Origin of the sequence: Luteimonas mephitis DSM 12574, from assembly GCF_000422305.1 — a bacterium.
Taxonomy (GTDB): domain Bacteria; phylum Pseudomonadota; class Gammaproteobacteria; order Xanthomonadales; family Xanthomonadaceae; genus Luteimonas; species Luteimonas mephitis.
The window spans coordinates 331590-347021 of the sequence record NZ_KE383817.1 but is presented as its reverse complement, the minus strand read 5'-3'; the positions used below and the strand labels follow the sequence as shown (position 1 = coordinate 347021).

Sequence of the window (15432 nt, the reverse complement as noted above, 5' to 3'; positions counted from 1 at the left end):
CCGGTAGCCGCGTCATCCCCGCCTGCGCGGGAATGACGGGAAATGCGGATTGCCCAGGGCTTCGCTAGCGCTTCGGCAGCTCCAGCACCGGCGTGAAGCCGCCGAAGATCATGCGCTTGCCGTCGAACGGCATGTCGCTCGCGGCCGGCATGCGCGGATCCTGCATGATCTTCTCCATGCCGGCGTCGCGCGTGGCCTTGTCCGGCCATTCGATCCAGGCGAAGACCACGGACTCGCCGTCCTTCGCCTGCAGGCGGAGGCCTCCGCGTGCCCGGCGGCGGGCCGTGGGATGTGGCGCGTCAAGCACTGAAGCGTGGCGAGCGCCTGGGCAGATGGTTCTTCAGGAATGCCATCTGGTCGGCGAGGATGTTGCGATTGCTCAGGATCAGGTGTTCGACCCAGCTCGGCCGGTACGGCACCGCGAGCAGCGGCATCGACGCCTGCTGCGGCGTGCGCCCGCCCTTGCGCGAGTTGCAGTGGAAGCAGGCGGTGACCACGTTCTCCCAGATGTCGCGCCCGCCCTGCGAGAGCGGCTTGACGTGGTCGCGCGTGAGCTGCTGCCGGCTGCAGTCGCGCCCGCAATACAGGCACAGATGCTGGTCGCGCGCGAACAGCGCGGCGTTGGTGAGCGCCGGTGTGGGGGCGAGCGCATGCGCACGGGCGTGGCCGCGCGCGGCGATGATCGGGTGCAGCGGCTGGACGCTGCGTTCGCCGCTGAGCCGGTTGGTGCCGCCGTGCACGACGAGGCAGGGTTCGCCGAGCGTCCATGCCACCGCGCCGCGCGCATACAGGCAGGTCGCGTCCTGCCAGCTCATCCAGTCCAGCACCCGGCCGTAGGCGTCGAGCGACAGCAGGCGTACCGCATCGAGCCGCGCGGGCGAAATGTCGAAGGCGGAATGGGTCGAAGCAGCTGCTGCCGGGTCCACAGGATCCCCGGTCCGGATCAGGCGAAGGTTCGCTCTGTCGGTCTCCATCGGGCACCCAGCTTATACCCAATTGTTTGCGGATTGGTACCCGCGGGCAGTCGCCGGTCTGGGCGACACCCCCGACACTGCACGATGACCGGACGGCATGCGCAAGGCGCCGGGGTGTCGTCCCGACCGGCGCGTCGAAGCGGGCGGCTACGCGTCGAAGCGATCGGCGTCCATCGCCATCAGCGTTGCCGCGCTGCTCTCGATCGCGGCCTTGTGCGCCAGCGTGCGCGGCAGGATGCGGGCGAAATAGAAGCGCGCGGTCTCGCGCTTGGCCTGCTTGAATGCCTGCGACTGCGACGAGGCATCCGCGGCGGCCACGCTACGCGCCCACCAGTAGGCCAGCGCCACGTAGCCCGAGTAGAACAGGTAGTCGTAGGCTGCCGCGCCGATCTCGTCGGCGTCCGCCATCGCGCGCTTGCCGATCGCCATCGTCAGCGCCTGCCATTCGCCTGCCCTGGCGCGCAGCGGTTCGATGAACTCGCGCAGCGCTTCGTCGCCGGCGTGCGCGGTGCAGAACTCCTCCATCATGCCGAGGAACACGCGCAGTCCCGCGCCTTGCAGCTGCATCGTCTTGCGGCCCATCAGGTCCAGCGCCTGGATGCCGGTGGTGCCTTCGTAGAGAGTGGTGATGCGGGCGTCGCGGGCGAGCTGCTCCATGCCGTGCTCGGCGATGTAGCCGTGGCCGCCGAAGCACTGCAGCGCGTGGTAGGTGCATTCCACGCCCCATTCGGTGAGGCAGGCCTTGGTGATCGGGGTGAGGAAGCCGAGCAGGGCGTCTGCGCGCTCGCGCTCGCCCGCGTCGTCGCCGTGGGCAATGACGTCGACCAGCGACGCGGCGTGGTAACCGAGCAGGCGGCCGCCTTCCACCAGCGCTTTCTGCGTCAGCAGCATGCGGCGCACGTCTGGGTGGACGATGATCGGGTCGGCCGGCTTGTCGGGGAACTTCGCGCCGGTGAGGGCGCGCATCTGCAGCCGTTCACGCGCATAGCGCAGCGCGTTCTGATACGCGCGATCCGCCAGCCCCAGCCCCTGCAGGCCCACCGCCAGGCGCGCGGTGTTCATCATGGTGAACATCGCCATCAGGCCCTTGTTCGGCTCGCCGATCAGCCAGCCCTGGGCGTCGTCGAAGTTCATCACGCAGGTTGCCGAGCCGTGGATGCCCATCTTGTGCTCGAGCGCACCGCAGCGCACCCCGTTGCGTTCGCCGACGTTGCCGTCGCGGTCCACGCGCAGCTTCGGCACGATGAACAGCGAGATGCCCTTGCTGCCGGCAGGCGCATCCGGCAGCCGCGCGAGCACCAGGTGCACGATGTTGTCGGTGAAATCGTGTTCGCCCGCGGTGATGAAGATCTTGGTGCCGGTGATCGCATGGCTGCCGTCGGCCTGCGGCACGGCGCGGGTCTTGAGCAGGCCCAGGTCGGTGCCGCAGTGCGGCTCGGTCAGGCACATGGTGCCGGTCCAGCGGCCGTCGACCAGCGGCTTGAGGAACACCTCCTGCTGCCACGGCTGGCCGTGGTGCAGCAGCGCCTCGGTGGCGCCGTGCGAGAGCAACGGGAAGTTGCCCCAGGCCAGGTTGGCGGCGTCGATCATTTCCTTCAGCGGAATCGCCGCCAGGTGCGGCATGCCCTGGCCGCCGAACTGCGCCGGCGATGCCAGCCCCGACCAGCCGCCGTCGACGAACTGCGCGTAGGCCTCCTTGAAACCGGGTGGCGTGGTGACCGCGCCGCTGGCCTTGTCGTAGCTGCAGCCGACCTCGTCGCCGACGCGATTGAGCGGCGCAAGCACGGTCTCGGTGAAGCGCGCGGACTCGTCCAGCACGGCGTCGATGATGTCGCCGGTGGCCTCGGTGAAGCCCAGCCGCGCAAACAGCGCCTCGGCGCCAAGGACGTCGTGGAGGGCGAAGCGGATGTCGTGCAGCGGTGCCTTGTAGGTGCTCATGCGGGAGTCGTGTTCCAGGTTTGGATCGGGGGAATTCGGATGCGCGGGCGCTTCAATGCGGCCGGCGTGGCCCTAGCGCAGCACGCCGGGCAGGCCGGGGACCGGATTCAGGCTGCTGGTGCGCTTGATGTCGAAGCTGCGCGCGCCCTTGTCCTCGGGCACGACCCGAAGCGTGCCTTCGAGGGCATAGCCGATGCCGTGGTTGCCACCGAGCGCGTCGGCCATCGCGATGCGCGCGGCCGAGGTCGGCGCGTGGGCCAGGGTCACCACGTCGGCCGATTCCGGCCCGATCGAGATCCCGGCGTTGCCCTGCAGCGTGCCCGCGGGCTGGTCGCCCAGCGTCATCGCCAGGCTGATCGCATCAAAGCGCATCGGGATGCTGCTGTAGTTCTGCAGGCGCAGCTCCACCGACCAGCTGCCATCGGCGCCCACCGTCAACTGCTGGATGCTGGCGCTGGGTTCGGACACCCGCCGCACCGGGCCCCCGCTGCAGGCAGCGAGCAGCAACGCCGCCGTTGCGGCAAGGAACAGGAACGATAACCAGCGCCGATGCATGCCGATCCCCTTGATGTGCACAGGGCTGGAAAATACCACGGCGTATGGGGCGGGGGCGAAGCCGGGGCAGGCGTTTCGACGGGCGGGGCGCTTCTTCAAGCAAGCCCGGATCCGATATCGTGGCCGCGCAGGGCAGCTCCGCCTGCCGGCGTCGGCAGTTTCTCCGCCGGACACGAAAAAGGGCCGCGAGGGCCCTTTCCGGATGACGCATTGTTTCATGGTGGCCGGGGAGGGAATCGAACCCCCTACACGGGGATTTTCAATCCCCTAGAGTCCGGAACGGTTAAGCCGCTCTAGAGCCGAAGTCCGGCGGATTTTGGCCGAATTCCCGCAATTTCCCTTGCGCAAGAGGGGACATAAGGTTACAAAGGGGATACACCGGTACTGCAATACATGCCGGACTATGGCCGGACTATTGAGGGCTGTCCCCTTGGCGAAGCACCCATTCACCACCGTTTTCCTAGATGAGCTGGCGGTGCCTGGCGAAGGCCAGCGCATCGACTACGACGACGGCCCGATCCGCGGCTTTGCGATCAAGACCTTCTACACCGGTGCGAAGCAGTTCCTGCTGGTGTACGTCGCCAAAGCGACCGGCCGCGAGCGGCGCATGGTGCTCGGTGAGTACGGCAAGGCGCCGCGACTCTCGCTGGCCGCAGCACGCAAGCTGGCGGCCGAGAAGCGCGCGCTGGTCGACCTGGGCCACGACCCGTGGCTGGAGGCGAAGGAAGCGCGCGCTGCGGCCGAAGCGAAGGCCGCCCGCGATACCGCCACCTTCGGCGCGCTCATGGACGCCTACGCCGAGCACCTGAAGGCTGCGGGCAAGCCAAGCTGGAGGCAGGTCGCGCGGGCGTTCGAGCGGCATATCACCGAGCCGCGGCCGAAGCTGGCCAAGCTGCCAGCGGACTCGGTGGCCGTCGACGACGTCATGCCCGTCTTCCACGCCCTGGCCAAGGCCGGGAAGCTGCGGGAGGCCGAGAAGCTGCGGGCCTACCTGCGCGCCGCCTACACGGCTGCGAGGAAGGCGAGGACGGACGCCACCATGCACGCGTTCGCCGGCTTCCAGATCGCGCACAACCCGCTGGTGGACCTGGACGTGAGCAGGCCCAAGGAAGCGGCGGACAAGGCCGCGGCGGCTGCCCGGGAGCGGAAGTGGGCACTGAGCCAGCTGCAGTTGGCCGCCTACTGGAAGCGGATCGCAGCCGACGACAGCGCGCGCGGCGCCCTGCTGCGCTTCCACCTGCTGACCGGTGGCCAGCGCGTCGAGCAGCTGGGCCGGCTCACCGAGGCCGACCACGACCCCGACCACAAGACCGTCACCCTCCTGGATACCAAGGGCCGGCGCACGATGGCCCGGGAGCATGTCGTCCCGCTCATTCCCGACGCTGCGAAAGCGCTGGCCGCCATGCGCGCGCCGACCGTGGACGAGGACGGCAACACCATCCAGCCCGGGCCGTACCTGTTCACCGTGAGCAATGGGGAGCAGGGCGCGGTCTATCACACCGTCTGGGAGGCGGTGCAGGCCGTGGCGCGCGACATGGTCGCGGCAGACGAGATCGATCGGCTGTTCACTCCTGGCACGATCCGGAAGACCGTGGAGACGCGCCTGCAAGCTGCCGGCGTGTCCCGTGAGATCCGCGCGCATCTGGGCTCGCATGGCCTAGGCGGCGTCCAGGGGCAGCACTACGAGGCACACGAGTTCGACGACGAGAAACGCGCGGCGCTGAAGAAGCTGCGCGCCCTGTGCGAGCCCAAGGGCAAGGCAGGGAACGTCACCCCCATCCGGCGACGAGCCGGGTAAGCGGCCGGACCGGGTGTCACTACCACCCGGCCGGCCTTCCACAACCGTTCGAACGGAGAACGATCATGGCAGCAACGAGTGTAGCGAGCGACAGCGTCAACCCTCTAGTGCACGGACTGCAGTTCGGTGGTCACATGGTGGGGATCACATTTCAGGACCAGCACCCCGACGACTTGGCGAGTCATCTTGAGGAGATCCTCGACATGACATCGGCGTCGCTCAGAGCCCTGCGTTCACAAGCTGAAGGAGCCAGCGCGCTCAGGAACGAACTCGATCCAAGAGACGTCGCGAACGTGGTGAATGGTGTGGAGCTCATGGTCACGCTGACCCAGGCTCTGAGTGCTGAGATTTCGTATATGCGGCGCAGCGCAGACCTCCCCTGAGCTTGTGGCCAAGGCCAGCAGTCCATCTTGGGTGCCGGATTTCGCTAGGGCTCGCCGGCAGGCCCTGGTGGAGCGCGTCGGCACCATCGGGGCGCAGCGCGCGTACAGCGCGCGCTGTCCCGAGGATCTCGTCCCCAGCTTGCCGGGGAAGGAAGGCGATGCGCAGCTTGTCGACAGCTTGGAGCTGTTCGTTTGCCATCGATGGATCGAGGACGGTGACGCCGACAGCGCATGGCGCCGCGTCGGTCGCATCTGCGACGCCGAGCGGTTTGGCCGCCTAGTCAGGCAAGTGGCATTGACTGAAGCCCTCGTGCTGTCCTGGCCGTCCGCCGGCGTCGCGTTGGGTCATCGCGAACGGCAGGATCAGTTTCTCACCGGGGTCGCATCCGCCCTGCGCGAGGAGTTCAGTGCGCCAGAGATGGGCGTCTTCGCAGCGATCGTGCGGGCAATGCTCGGTGTTCGAATGGATCGAAGACGTCTCCGCGGAGCAACTGCCGGAACAGCGACCGTGCGGGTGCACTCCAACGCGGCAATGCCAGCGGACGCCGACCCTTACGACCCAGCCGACGTGCTTTGACGGCCGCGAAACTTCACAAGAATCAGTTGAACTAAGCCACGACGGCCAAGCACTGTGCGGCTTTGAGCTTGCGGCTCCTGAAAAATAATCGACACCTTCGCACGGCCGCTATTGGTTCCTAGCATTTCCTTACAGGAACTAGCCCGAGCGCGCACAAGATGACAAGCCACCACAACACCCCGCCGTTGCTCTCCGACAAGTTGACCACGGAGGAGCTCGCGATCGAACTGAAGCGAAGCGAGGCGACGCTGCTTCGGTGGCGCAGATTGCGCATCGGACCGCCCTACCTGCGCCTCCAGGGGCGGGTGCTCTACGACCGCCAGAAAGTCCAGGACTGGATAGAGAAGCAGCTCGTCGAGGTCTGACCATGGTCCGCTGGAACCTTGCCGACCCGGAGCAGCTGCGTGAACAGTTGCCGGAGATCGGGCGCCGTCTGCAGGCGCAGCTCGAGCACTTGCACCGCTATCCGAATGCGGACGCTGCCGAGGCGTTGAGCCGCAATCTGGATGGTGCGAGGCAGCACGCGTTGCAGCTTGCCGACGCGCTGCGCCGGGGGCCAGGCGATGGATCGTAGCCCGCAAAGTGAAAGCGCCCCGCCTGGTGAGAGGCGGAGCGCGGGTGCTGATCTTGGAGAAGGGCAGCAAGACGAAGGTAGCACGAAACACAGTGCGCATGGCCCAGTCGCGCGGTTTGAATTACTCGCGGACGCCGCATTGAATCCCGTGTTGAAGAACGCGGACGTGACCGTGCTCGCGGCCATCATGGTTCGGATAAACGGCCGGACAGGAGAGGCTTGGGTTTCGTTTGACCGACTCGCGCAGGATGCGGGCTTCGAGCGCCGATCCGTGGTCCGCAGCGTCAAGGTGCTTTGTGACGCGCACTACCTGGTCAGGGTCAGCGGAAATCGCGTGACGGCCAACACCTATTCCATGGGGTCCACTCCACGGCAGCACGTTGCGAGCATCCTTTCACCTAGGGACACACCTGCCCCTACAAGGGCGCGAGGTAGGGACGGGAAACTGCGCGAAGTGGGGACGGGGCGGTGCGCCCGTAGGGGCGGGACACTGCACGGGGTGGGGACAGAGGTGCCACCCCAACTCGGTAACAACTACTCAGAGAAAGAACAAGGAGTATTGAACTCGGTATCGGGCTTTGAGGAATTCTGGTCGCATTATCCAAAGCGCGACCGAAAGCATGCCGCGATGAAGGTCTGGCGATCACTGGGTCTGGAGAGGGAGACCGCAGCGATCGTGCGCGATCTCATCGCCCGCAAGGCGGACGCAGCGCAGTGGCTGAGGACGACGCAGTTCGCACCGCTGCCGGAGAACTATCTCGAGCAACGACGCTGGGAGGACGGGTGGAGGCCCGCGGACCCCAAAGAGCGTTTGCGAGGCGAGAGCATCGTCGATCACATGCAGCGGCGCGCGATGGCTGAACAATCCCGCGGTGCAGACGAGCAGATTCTCGAAGGCGACTTCACTCGCATCGAGCACGTTGAGACGACGAGGCAGGCCACCGCAAAAGCGTCGACGGAAAGTCAACGCAACGCGATAGACCAAGAGACACGACGTTGGCTGAGCGATGAGCTATCGCGGCTCAAGCGCACCCATGACCTCGGTCGAATGACCGATGAAGCGTTTCGGTGCAGCGTCGCTGAAGCAAGAGCGAAGGCGGGCATCCAGGCCCCAGTCCACGACGACAGGACCTTGGAGGGCGAATGGAACAGCATCAGCAATCCGCAGCGCTGAACCCCGCGGCCCGGCGCGCGGTATGGGTCAGCATGGCCGAGATCTACGGACGGCACTGGACCGACACGTTCGGCGACAGCGAAAGCGGCGCAGCCAGCACGTGGGCCCGCGGGCTAGCCGACCTGACGCCCGAGCAACTGAGCGCTGGCGTCCAGGCCAGCGTCCTAGCAGTCGACACGCTGCCACCGACCCTGGGCGAATTCCGCGCGCGCTGCCTGGGAATTCTCACGCTGCCGGAGGTGCGCCACGAACTGCGTGCCGGTGCGCCCAGGTCGATCTTCACCTACATGGTCTGGCAGTGCCTGGATCGCGACGCCTATGCGCGTGCTCGAGGCAGGCATGCAGCCCGCCTGCTACAGGACGCCTACTCCGTCGCAAGGGCGCTATGCATGCGAGGCAAGCCGGTGGGTCAAGTCAGCGAATCTGCAGGTTGCCCCGCCATTGCTCACGATCAGCAACAGACGTGGGCACCACCACCACCTGCCCAGCGCGCTGCAGTGCTTGCCCGGGCCCGCACCGAAGCAGGCCTTGTATCAATCGCCCATCACCCCACCCACCCAACGGAGCAAAGCTCATGACCGACCCCCAACCCTTCAGTGATATGGATCGCAAGGCCCGCATCCAAAGCGTCGACGGATGGACATTCTTCTATGACTTTGAGCCGAAGATCGCCCTGGTTGTTCCGCCAGCCGGAGTGAAGGAGACCTCGGGGCTCTTCCGGAAGGTGAAAGGCAAGAAGTGCTACGGGGAGCGCATGCCGTTCGTCCAGTTCCTGGCTTACCTCGACGCCACCAGGCGTAGGTTCGACCCGCGTGAGCTGGCCAGTTGGGTTGCTGCCGTCATGGCAGCGGAGATCACAGAGATCCAGCTCTACGCCGCCCAGATCCGGACGAACAGCGCCGGCGGAGCGTGATGAGGAATCGCCCCTGGCCGGCGGCGGCTGCCCCCGGCCGGGGGACCCTGGGCCCTCCGGCGACCACCACGGGGGACAAGGCGCGCGGTTTTCGACAATTTTTCGGCCCTCAGGGGCCTCCACCACAGGTGGCGCTTGGAGCACTACGTCAAGCGTATCGAGGGTGGGGAAGGTGGGGATTCTGCGCATTGACGAGGAAGCACGACGATGATTGACGAAGGCACCAGCTGGCACCTGGCGACCGGGGCCTCCGATGAAACCGAGTCCGATCCCATGGCCGAACGCGTGGCTACCGTCATCGACGCCCTGCGCGCGCTGAAGGAGGATGTGACTCCGGATGGGCGACTCAACCCCAAGGGCGCCGCGACGCTGATTGGGGTGGAGCAGCGGACGCTCAGAAACTGGCGGACGCTGAAGACCGGCCCGAAGTACTTCACCGCTGGGCGGACTTGGTACTGGGTGCGGGATGTCATCGCCTGGCTCGATGAGCGAGAGGCCATCGCTGTCGAGAAGATGATGCAACGCGAGTGACATGAGCGCCCTTGGAGTGCCCCGCAACGTCCCGCAACGTCCTGCGGTGTCCTCGACGGCAAGGGCAAGGAAGCCGAGCATTCATGCAACATCCAAGAGAGTTGCGAGATGAATGAGAGTTCCGGGCCGCTAGTGCCGGTAGGCGAACGTGGTCAGTTCGACTACGCGAAGCTGATCACAGGCCTGCAGGATCTGCCTTCCGTGCCGGCCGACGAGCGCAAGGCGCTGGAGTTCGAGGTGCGTGCGCGGGCTTCGAACGTGGCCGTCAATGCCCTGCAATCCGACATCAGCAACAGTCGCATCAACATCCGGGCGTTGGCGACCCATATCACCGAGTTGAAGGAAAGGTTGGCCAACGCGGCGCCAAATAGCGCCGCCGCCACGCGTATCCGATGGAAAATCGAGGACGATCTCGAGGAAATCGCAGCCATCGAGACTGGGATGGCGATCATGCAGGCGGAGATGGCCAGGTACCACGCCGATTGGGAACCCTTGGCCAACCTTGCCCGCGAACTCCGTGCCGAGGTCAACCGTCGACGTACTGAAGAGCGCGTCGAAAAGAGGCAGGGGCAAGGCTCATGGAACGACCTGGACGGTGAACAGCGACGTGTCGCAGCCATGCGAAAGCGCTCGCTGACTGTCACCGATGACGTCGGCAACGTTCCTTACCAGCCACGCGTTGGCGAACATCTCACTTTCGAGCGCTCCGGTGCATCCCTGCAGGCGCCGCCGGCGGCCGCTGACGCGCGCCCCGCAACTGGGCTGGCGCGACGCCCGGCGGCAGCGCAGCTGGCCCGAGGTGATCAGGTGCAGCAGCAGGACTGGTGGACCGAGTTGCAGCAGAAGGCCTACGGAAAGCGCGGAGGCGACCATGGCGACCGGTAAACGATCGGCCGATCCAAGCGTTGACCTGGAGCGCATCCGCACGGCAATCGCCGCGGAGAAGGAATGGTTGAGCTTGCATGCGAACCTCCGCGCGCCGAGGGACGAAGCCCTGCAGCGTGCCGACGATTACGTCGATGATCTCGCCGAGCGCTGCATTCTGGACGGCAGCGAGTTCAGCGAACTCTCGTCGAGGCTGCCCAAGCTCGAGGACGTGGACGACATCCTCTATCTGATCGCCTGGCTGAACCCGGACACGATGAAGGCGAATCTTCGCACGGTAGTGGGTGCCTTCTATGACGAGTTGGGGGCCTCTGTCGGATTCGACACGCCGGAGACGCACGCCGCGGTCGCCAAGAGGAAGGCGAAGCTCTTTGACCTTGAATGCGAAGAGGAGCGTGCAATCCGGGCAGCGGAGCAAACGGGTGTCCGATTGCCGCGCCGGCCCGATGCCGATACGCGAGCTGTACTTTCCGTCGATTGAGGAGTCAACGAAATGCTGATCCAGCTCAGTGATTACTTTTTCACCCCTACCGGAATCGCGGGCTTTTCGGGGGTGCGCGAAGCTGGCCACGACGAAGTCATCGAGGTGCTTCTGGTCGGCGGGCAAACCGTGAACGTGCGGTTCAAGCACGGTACTGGCCAAGCCGCATTCGATTTCTTGTGTGCGGCGGTTGGGGATGCGCAATCCGCCGAATAGGCGCCGCCGACAGGATCCATGGTGACGGGAGCAGGCCCTCACTTGCGACCAGCCGGCGGTGTCGCCAATAACACCGGCAGCCTGGGCTCGGACTCCGCGCTTCATTGCACGATCTCAGTCGAGTGACCAGGCATGCCCCGGCCCGTTCATGCACACGGGTCGGGGCTTTCTCTTTTCTCGATAGGAGCCGACGATGGCACGCAAGGGGTTGGAAGAAGTCATCCGCCTGGTACTGGAGACCGAAGGCGAGGAAGGCGTCGAGGCGCTGCGCTTGGGCCTGCAGCGGCTGGGCACCAGCTCCGGCGCCTCCGCTGAACAGACGCAGCAGCTCGTCGAGGAACTCGACAAGCTTTCCGACACCGCCAACAGCATCCGCGACTTCACCAAGCTCAAGGCCTCGATCACCGAGACCGGCGACGCCCTGCGCAAGGCGAAGGAGCGCATGGCCGCCCTGGGGGCGGAAGTCGACCGCACGGACGCGCCGACCAAGAAGCTGCAGAGTTCGCTTGCGCGCGCTGCGGCCGAGGTCGAGAAGCTCACCAAGAAGCAGAACCGACAGCAGGCAGAGCTACAGCGCACCTCCGGCGCGTTGCGCGCGGCCGGCGTGGACACCGAGAAGCTGGGTGACGCCTACGCAGACCTGCAGGAGGAGTTCAGCGGGTTCAGCCGCCGCGCCGGCACCGCCGCCGATGCAATGAAGCGCACGGCCAAGGACGGCAGGGAAGCGGCGGGTGGTGTGAGCGCGCTGGAGCGCGCCGCCGGCAAGAGTGCGAAATCGCTCGCGCTCATCGCCAGCAAGCTCGCCCTGGTGTCGGGTGCCGCGACCGCGGCAGTCAAGACGCTGGCCACGCTGAGCGGCGCCGCGCTGTTCAGCGGCGCGCTGCGCTCCGCGGCGACCCTCGAGGACGCGCTCACCCAGGTGCAGGCCGTCTCCGGCGCCACCGCCGACGAGATGGTGCGGATGAAGGAGGCGGCCGAGGCTGGCGGCGCTGCCACGCGCTTCAGCAGCCTCGAGGCGGCGCAAGGGCTGGGCGAGCTCGCGCGCGCCACCGGCAGCGCGCAGGCAGCGATCGCGACCCTGCCGGCGACGCTCAACCTTGCCCAGGCCGCGGGGCTCGGTGTCGCCGACGCCGCCCAGATCATCACCACCACGCTCACGCAGTACGGCCTCGCCGCAGACCAGGCAACTCGTGTTTCCGACATCCTGGCCAAAGAGGCCAACACCACGACCGACAACGTCACCGCCCTCGCCAACGCGCTCAGCTACGCGGCGCCGCTGGCCAAGCAGCTGGGCCTCGACACCGAGCAGACGGTGGCGATCATCGGGGCGCTGGCCGACCAGGGCTACCGGGGCGAACGCGCCGGCACGGCCCTGCGCAACGTCTTCACCGAGATGCAGGACCCGGCCAGCAACTTCGCCAAAGCCCTGCGCGATCTCGGGATCGAGACGTCGGACTTCAGCGAGGTCATCGAGGAGCTGAGCAAGCGGGGCAAGCTTGGCCAGGACGCGCTGCTGAAGCTCGACGCGGCGGCGCGGCCGGCGATCATGTCCCTGGTCAGCGACGGCGGCGCCGCGCTGCGGCAGCTCGACACCGACCTGCGAAACGCTGCAGGAACCGCGGAGGAAACGGCGCGGAAGATGGGCGACAACCTGCCCGGGGCCATGGAAGCGATCAAGGACACCTTCGATCGCACCCGGCGCTCCCTGGTCGAACCGCTGCTCGAGCCCCTGCGCAAGGAGTTGTTCGAGCTGTCCGATGCCCTCGAGGCCTTCGCGCAGACGCCTGAGTTCGAGGAGATCAAGGGTGCGCTCAAGGATCTGTTCGTCGAGGGCGCGGCCGCGGCGCGGGAACTGCTCGAGAACATCGACTTCCACCAGCTGGCCGTCGACATCCGCAACGCGGTGGGCGACGCGAAGCAAACGATCGCCGAGCTGCGCGACAGCCTGAGCGAGATCGTCGACACAGTGGTCATAGTCGGCCGCTCGTTCCAGGTGGTGTTCAACGCCGTGCAGGCGGGCATCCTCCTGGTCGCCGGATCGGTGACCAAGCTGGCGGCGATCATGGCCAAGCTGGGGGATATCCAGTACGGGGCCTCGCGCAAGTTCCTCGAGTTCGTGGGGATCCTCGACAAGTCCAGCGTGAAGCTCGACGAGATCGCCGGCGGCCTCAATGCCGTTGCCAACGAATTCGGGGACCGCTTCGCCAAGAATTTCGACGAGGCCATCGCCGCGGCGCAGGGCCTGGCCCGCGCCGCGACCGGGGTGGACGCTTCAACCCGGGGCGCCGGCGAGGCGGCGGACGCCGCGGGCGAGTCGATTACCCAACTGGCCACCATCACCGTGCGCGCTTCGGCGGCGCTGGACGGCCAGGCCGCGGCCGCTACCGGCGCTGCAGCTGCCACCAAGGCGGCCGCCGGCGACATGCAGACAAGCGCCGAGCGGGTGAAGCAGGCCTTCGCAGACCTGGGCATCACCTCCCAGGCAGAGTTGAACCGGGCTTCCGAGTCCGCGAAACGCAACTTCGAGATCATCCGGCGAGCGGTCTCCGACGGCGAGGCGACCGTCGAGGACGCCCGCCGCGCCTTCCTGCGCTATGCCCAGGCCGCGCGCGCTGCCGTCGCCGACAGCGATGCATCGGCGAAGGGACGGGTAGATGCCGAACTCTCGGTGCAGGCCGCCGTGCTGCAGGTGACCGACGCCCTGGGGACGATGGGTGAGGCAGGCCGCGGTGCCGGCGAGCAGGTGGCCGCCGGCGCGGACAAGGCGGCCAGCTCGCTCAACAGCGCCAGCGCGGCGGCCGGACAAGCCGCGGCGAATACCCAGAAGATGGGCGAGGCTACCGGCGAGGCCGGAGCCCAGGCCGGCAAGGCTGCCAAGCAGGTCGACCAGGTCAGCTATTCCATGAGCGGGCTCTCGGAGGCGGCGACGCGCGCCTACGCCTCGCTCAACAGCTGGGCCGGCACGTCTGCCTGGGATGACCTGTTCAACAACGTCACGCATCGCATCCAGGAGCAGAAGAAGGCGCTGGACGAGTTGAACGGCTCGCTCGACGCCCAGCTGGCCCACCTGGACCCGCTCGCCGGCGAGCTCGAGGCGCTGCGACGGGAGTATGACTACCTGGACGATGCCACGCTGCGCGGCACGGCCGAAAGGATCCAGCGCCTGCGCGACGAGGCCAAACGGCAGCAGGAAGAGGCCGATCGCGCGCGCGAACAGGCTGAAAGCCAGGTGCGCGAGGCACGAGAGGCTGAGGCCAACACCAGGGTGGAGCCCGCGCGCGCGCTGGATACGCCGGCGGTGTCCAAGGTCGAGGTCGAGTTCAAACTTCCGGGCAAGAACTTGTTCGCTTCAGCAAGCGCGGCGGAGATCGAGTACGCCGAGCGCATCGCCGATCTCGTCGCCCCTCGCGTCCTGCAGATGATCGAGCGCAGTCGCTCCGTCAGCATCCGAGGGAACCGTAGGTGACGTCACCGCATGCCAGGCGGGGTGGCGGATCACCACCCCATCGCCGCACGGCGACTTAGCTGCGGATCTCGGTGATGTCGGTGACCTTGCCGCCACTGAACGTGAGGTTCACCTGCTTCCCGTTGAAGTAGTACTCCCAGCGTTCGCCGACGGCGGCGCCGTATGCATTCTGCAACTGCACGATCCGATCGGGCTGCCGGCCAGCTTTCTGGATCACGGAGCCGGCGCTGTCGCCGACGGTGACGACGCCGCGATCGAAGCGGACGCTGAAGTCGGCCAGGGCCGCGGTGCTGGCCAGTGCAAGCAGGACTGCGAGGATGATGCGCATGGGTTCCCTCCGGTTGTGGTGGAAGCCTACGGCGACCAAGCGGCGAGGGGGTCAGAAAAAGTCTCGCATTGGCCAGGGAAGAGCCAGCAGCACCGCATCCCTGCAAGTGCCCGCGCGGCTGGATGACGACCGACTCGGACAGACGGAAGACCTGGTCACCGAGCTTATTCTCGCTAAGGGAAACTCTACGGATGTGCAGAGTTTGCCGGTCGCGACAGTCGAGGGGCGAAACGGCGGCACGTACGTGGCCAGGGAGCTGGTCTATGCATAATCCGAATAGGCGTACCGCGCGTTGCTGGCCTACATAGGGTGCGATCCGCGCCGCGCGTGTCAGTCAGGCGGATGCCGTGTCCTCGTGTCAGAAAACTCTGACCGAATTCACCGGACTATGGCCGGACTATAAAAAAGGGCCTTGCGGCCCTTTTCGTCTAACTCTCTGATTTCATGGTGGCCGGGGAGGGAATCGAACCCCCGACACGGGGATTTTCAATCCCCTGCTCTACCAACTGAGCTACCCGGCCGGAACGCTTCGGCGCTGGGCCGTGCGAGGGCGAGATGATACGGGGCGGGGCGGCGGGCGGCAAGCCAATCCGCATCCGGGCTGAATGGCCGATGCGGGCTTGACCCGGCCATGGGCGC

General features: G+C 66.6%; 17 protein-coding genes, 1 tRNA gene and 2 pseudogenes. 14 read left to right on the top strand and 6 right to left on the bottom strand.

Translation table 11 applies throughout. The annotated features are described in order from the left end of the window. Window positions 1–64: 64 nt before the first annotated feature. The 4 genes and pseudogenes from H570_RS17875 to H570_RS0115300 form a co-directional block, all read right to left on the bottom strand. A pseudogene (locus H570_RS17875) lies at window positions 65–253 on the bottom strand (DUF1428 domain-containing protein); the annotation flags it as partial. Window positions 254–299: 46 nt separating this feature from the next. After that, window positions 300–974, bottom strand: coding sequence for an HNH endonuclease (locus tag H570_RS0115310; RefSeq protein ID WP_027081504.1), 675 nt, complete (start codon window positions 972–974; stop codon window positions 300–302). Window positions 975–1121: 147 nt separating this feature from the next. Next, window positions 1122–2912, bottom strand: a complete 1791-nt coding sequence (locus tag H570_RS0115305) for an acyl-CoA dehydrogenase C-terminal domain-containing protein (protein WP_027081503.1) — start codon at window positions 2910–2912, stop codon at window positions 1122–1124. 72 nt (window positions 2913–2984) lie between these two features. Next, on the bottom strand, window positions 2985–3467 hold the full coding sequence (locus H570_RS0115300) for an LEA/WHy family protein (protein WP_027081502.1): 483 nt from the start codon (window positions 3465–3467) through the stop codon (window positions 2985–2987). Between the two features lie 403 nt (window positions 3468–3870). Here H570_RS0115300 and H570_RS0115295 point away from each other — a divergent pair, with 403 nt between their 5' ends. From H570_RS0115295 to H570_RS0115240, 14 genes and pseudogenes are all read left to right on the top strand, one after another. After that, window positions 3871–5265, top strand: a complete 1395-nt coding sequence (locus H570_RS0115295; RefSeq protein ID WP_084500308.1) for an integrase family protein — start codon at window positions 3871–3873, stop codon at window positions 5263–5265. Between the two features lie 65 nt (window positions 5266–5330). Continuing rightward, window positions 5331–5648 (top strand): hypothetical protein, encoded by a 318-nt coding sequence (locus tag H570_RS0115290; protein ID WP_027081500.1) that lies wholly within the window; start codon window positions 5331–5333, stop codon window positions 5646–5648. A gap of 67 nt (window positions 5649–5715) precedes the next feature. Further along, window positions 5716–6225 carry a hypothetical protein gene (locus tag H570_RS0115285; RefSeq protein ID WP_027081499.1) on the top strand — a complete coding sequence of 170 codons (510 nt, stop codon included), beginning with the start codon at window positions 5716–5718 and terminating at the stop codon, window positions 6223–6225. A gap of 158 nt (window positions 6226–6383) precedes the next feature. Then, window positions 6384–6590 carry a helix-turn-helix transcriptional regulator gene (locus H570_RS0115280; RefSeq protein WP_027081498.1) on the top strand — a complete coding sequence of 69 codons (207 nt, stop codon included), beginning with the start codon at window positions 6384–6386 and terminating at the stop codon, window positions 6588–6590. 2 nt (window positions 6591–6592) lie between these two features. Beyond that, window positions 6593–6799, top strand: coding sequence for a hypothetical protein (locus H570_RS0115275; RefSeq protein WP_027081497.1), 207 nt, complete (start codon window positions 6593–6595; stop codon window positions 6797–6799). Then, window positions 6732–7100: pseudogene (locus tag H570_RS19650) on the top strand (hypothetical protein); the annotation flags it as partial. The gene H570_RS0115275 and the pseudogene H570_RS19650, both read left to right, overlap by 68 nt. A gap of 327 nt (window positions 7101–7427) precedes the next feature. Next, the gene (locus H570_RS0115270; RefSeq protein ID WP_027081496.1) at window positions 7428–7973 is read left to right on the top strand and encodes a hypothetical protein; all 546 of its coding nucleotides are present in this window, start codon (window positions 7428–7430) and stop codon (window positions 7971–7973) included. Further along, entirely contained in the window at window positions 7943–8551 is a 609-nt protein-coding gene (locus H570_RS19010; protein WP_156900009.1) for a hypothetical protein, read from the top strand. Before H570_RS0115270 ends, H570_RS19010 begins: the two co-directional genes overlap by 31 nt. Then, window positions 8548–8886, top strand: a complete 339-nt coding sequence (locus H570_RS0115265) for a hypothetical protein (protein ID WP_027081495.1) — start codon at window positions 8548–8550, stop codon at window positions 8884–8886. Before H570_RS19010 ends, H570_RS0115265 begins: the two co-directional genes overlap by 4 nt. 207 nt (window positions 8887–9093) lie before the next feature. Then, window positions 9094–9417 carry a hypothetical protein gene (locus tag H570_RS17870; protein ID WP_036136483.1) on the top strand — a complete coding sequence of 108 codons (324 nt, stop codon included), beginning with the start codon at window positions 9094–9096 and terminating at the stop codon, window positions 9415–9417. Window positions 9418–9525: 108 nt separating this feature from the next. Then, window positions 9526–10302 (top strand): hypothetical protein, encoded by a 777-nt coding sequence (locus tag H570_RS0115255; RefSeq protein WP_027081493.1) that lies wholly within the window; start codon window positions 9526–9528, stop codon window positions 10300–10302. Next, on the top strand, window positions 10289–10783 hold the full coding sequence (locus H570_RS0115250) for a hypothetical protein (RefSeq protein ID WP_027081492.1): 495 nt from the start codon (window positions 10289–10291) through the stop codon (window positions 10781–10783). The genes H570_RS0115255 and H570_RS0115250 overlap by 14 nt, the downstream gene beginning before the upstream one ends. Window positions 10784–10795: 12 nt before the next feature. Further along, window positions 10796–10999 (top strand): hypothetical protein, encoded by a 204-nt coding sequence (locus H570_RS0115245; RefSeq protein ID WP_027081491.1) that lies wholly within the window; start codon window positions 10796–10798, stop codon window positions 10997–10999. A gap of 271 nt (window positions 11000–11270) precedes the next feature. Next, complete coding sequence (locus H570_RS0115240) at window positions 11271–14465, top strand: phage tail tape measure protein (protein ID WP_211219128.1); 3195 nt, start codon at window positions 11271–11273, stop codon at window positions 14463–14465. A 55-nt stretch (window positions 14466–14520) separates the two neighbouring features. Here H570_RS0115240 and H570_RS0115235 read toward each other — a convergent pair whose 3' ends face one another. Both H570_RS0115235 and H570_RS0115225 read right to left on the bottom strand, forming a co-directional pair. After that, a complete protein-coding gene (locus tag H570_RS0115235; RefSeq protein WP_027081489.1) occupies window positions 14521–14793 on the bottom strand; it encodes a hypothetical protein in 273 nt (90 codons plus the stop codon). Between the two features lie 445 nt (window positions 14794–15238). Beyond that, a tRNA-Phe gene (locus H570_RS0115225) sits at window positions 15239–15314 on the bottom strand. Window positions 15315–15432: the final 118 nt, after the last annotated feature.

Excerpts from the sequence above, each read along its gene's own strand:
- H570_RS0115290 (WP_027081500.1), top strand. The coding sequence starts at position 5,331 with ATGGCAGCAACGAGTGTAGCGAGCGACAGCGTCAACCCTCTAGTGCAC.
- H570_RS19010 (WP_156900009.1), top strand. The coding sequence starts at position 7,943 with ATGGAACAGCATCAGCAATCCGCAGCGCTGAACCCCGCGGCCCGGCGC.
- H570_RS0115280 (WP_027081498.1), top strand. The coding sequence starts at position 6,384 with ATGACAAGCCACCACAACACCCCGCCGTTGCTCTCCGACAAGTTGACC.
- H570_RS0115275 (WP_027081497.1), top strand. The coding sequence starts at position 6,593 with ATGGTCCGCTGGAACCTTGCCGACCCGGAGCAGCTGCGTGAACAGTTG.
- H570_RS0115255 (WP_027081493.1), top strand. The coding sequence starts at position 9,526 with ATGAATGAGAGTTCCGGGCCGCTAGTGCCGGTAGGCGAACGTGGTCAG.
- H570_RS0115270 (WP_027081496.1), top strand. The coding sequence starts at position 7,428 with ATGAAGGTCTGGCGATCACTGGGTCTGGAGAGGGAGACCGCAGCGATC.
- H570_RS0115305 (WP_027081503.1), bottom strand. The coding sequence starts at position 2,912 with ATGAGCACCTACAAGGCACCGCTGCACGACATCCGCTTCGCCCTCCAC.
- H570_RS0115235 (WP_027081489.1), bottom strand. The coding sequence starts at position 14,793 with ATGCGCATCATCCTCGCAGTCCTGCTTGCACTGGCCAGCACCGCGGCC.
- H570_RS0115300 (WP_027081502.1), bottom strand. The coding sequence starts at position 3,467 with ATGCATCGGCGCTGGTTATCGTTCCTGTTCCTTGCCGCAACGGCGGCG.
- H570_RS0115310 (WP_027081504.1), bottom strand. The coding sequence starts at position 974 with ATGGAGACCGACAGAGCGAACCTTCGCCTGATCCGGACCGGGGATCCT.
- H570_RS0115265 (WP_027081495.1), top strand. The coding sequence starts at position 8,548 with ATGACCGACCCCCAACCCTTCAGTGATATGGATCGCAAGGCCCGCATC.
- H570_RS17870 (WP_036136483.1), top strand. The coding sequence starts at position 9,094 with ATGATTGACGAAGGCACCAGCTGGCACCTGGCGACCGGGGCCTCCGAT.
- H570_RS0115250 (WP_027081492.1), top strand. The coding sequence starts at position 10,289 with ATGGCGACCGGTAAACGATCGGCCGATCCAAGCGTTGACCTGGAGCGC.
- H570_RS0115295 (WP_084500308.1), top strand. The coding sequence starts at position 3,871 with ATGGCCGGACTATTGAGGGCTGTCCCCTTGGCGAAGCACCCATTCACC.
- H570_RS0115245 (WP_027081491.1), top strand. The coding sequence starts at position 10,796 with ATGCTGATCCAGCTCAGTGATTACTTTTTCACCCCTACCGGAATCGCG.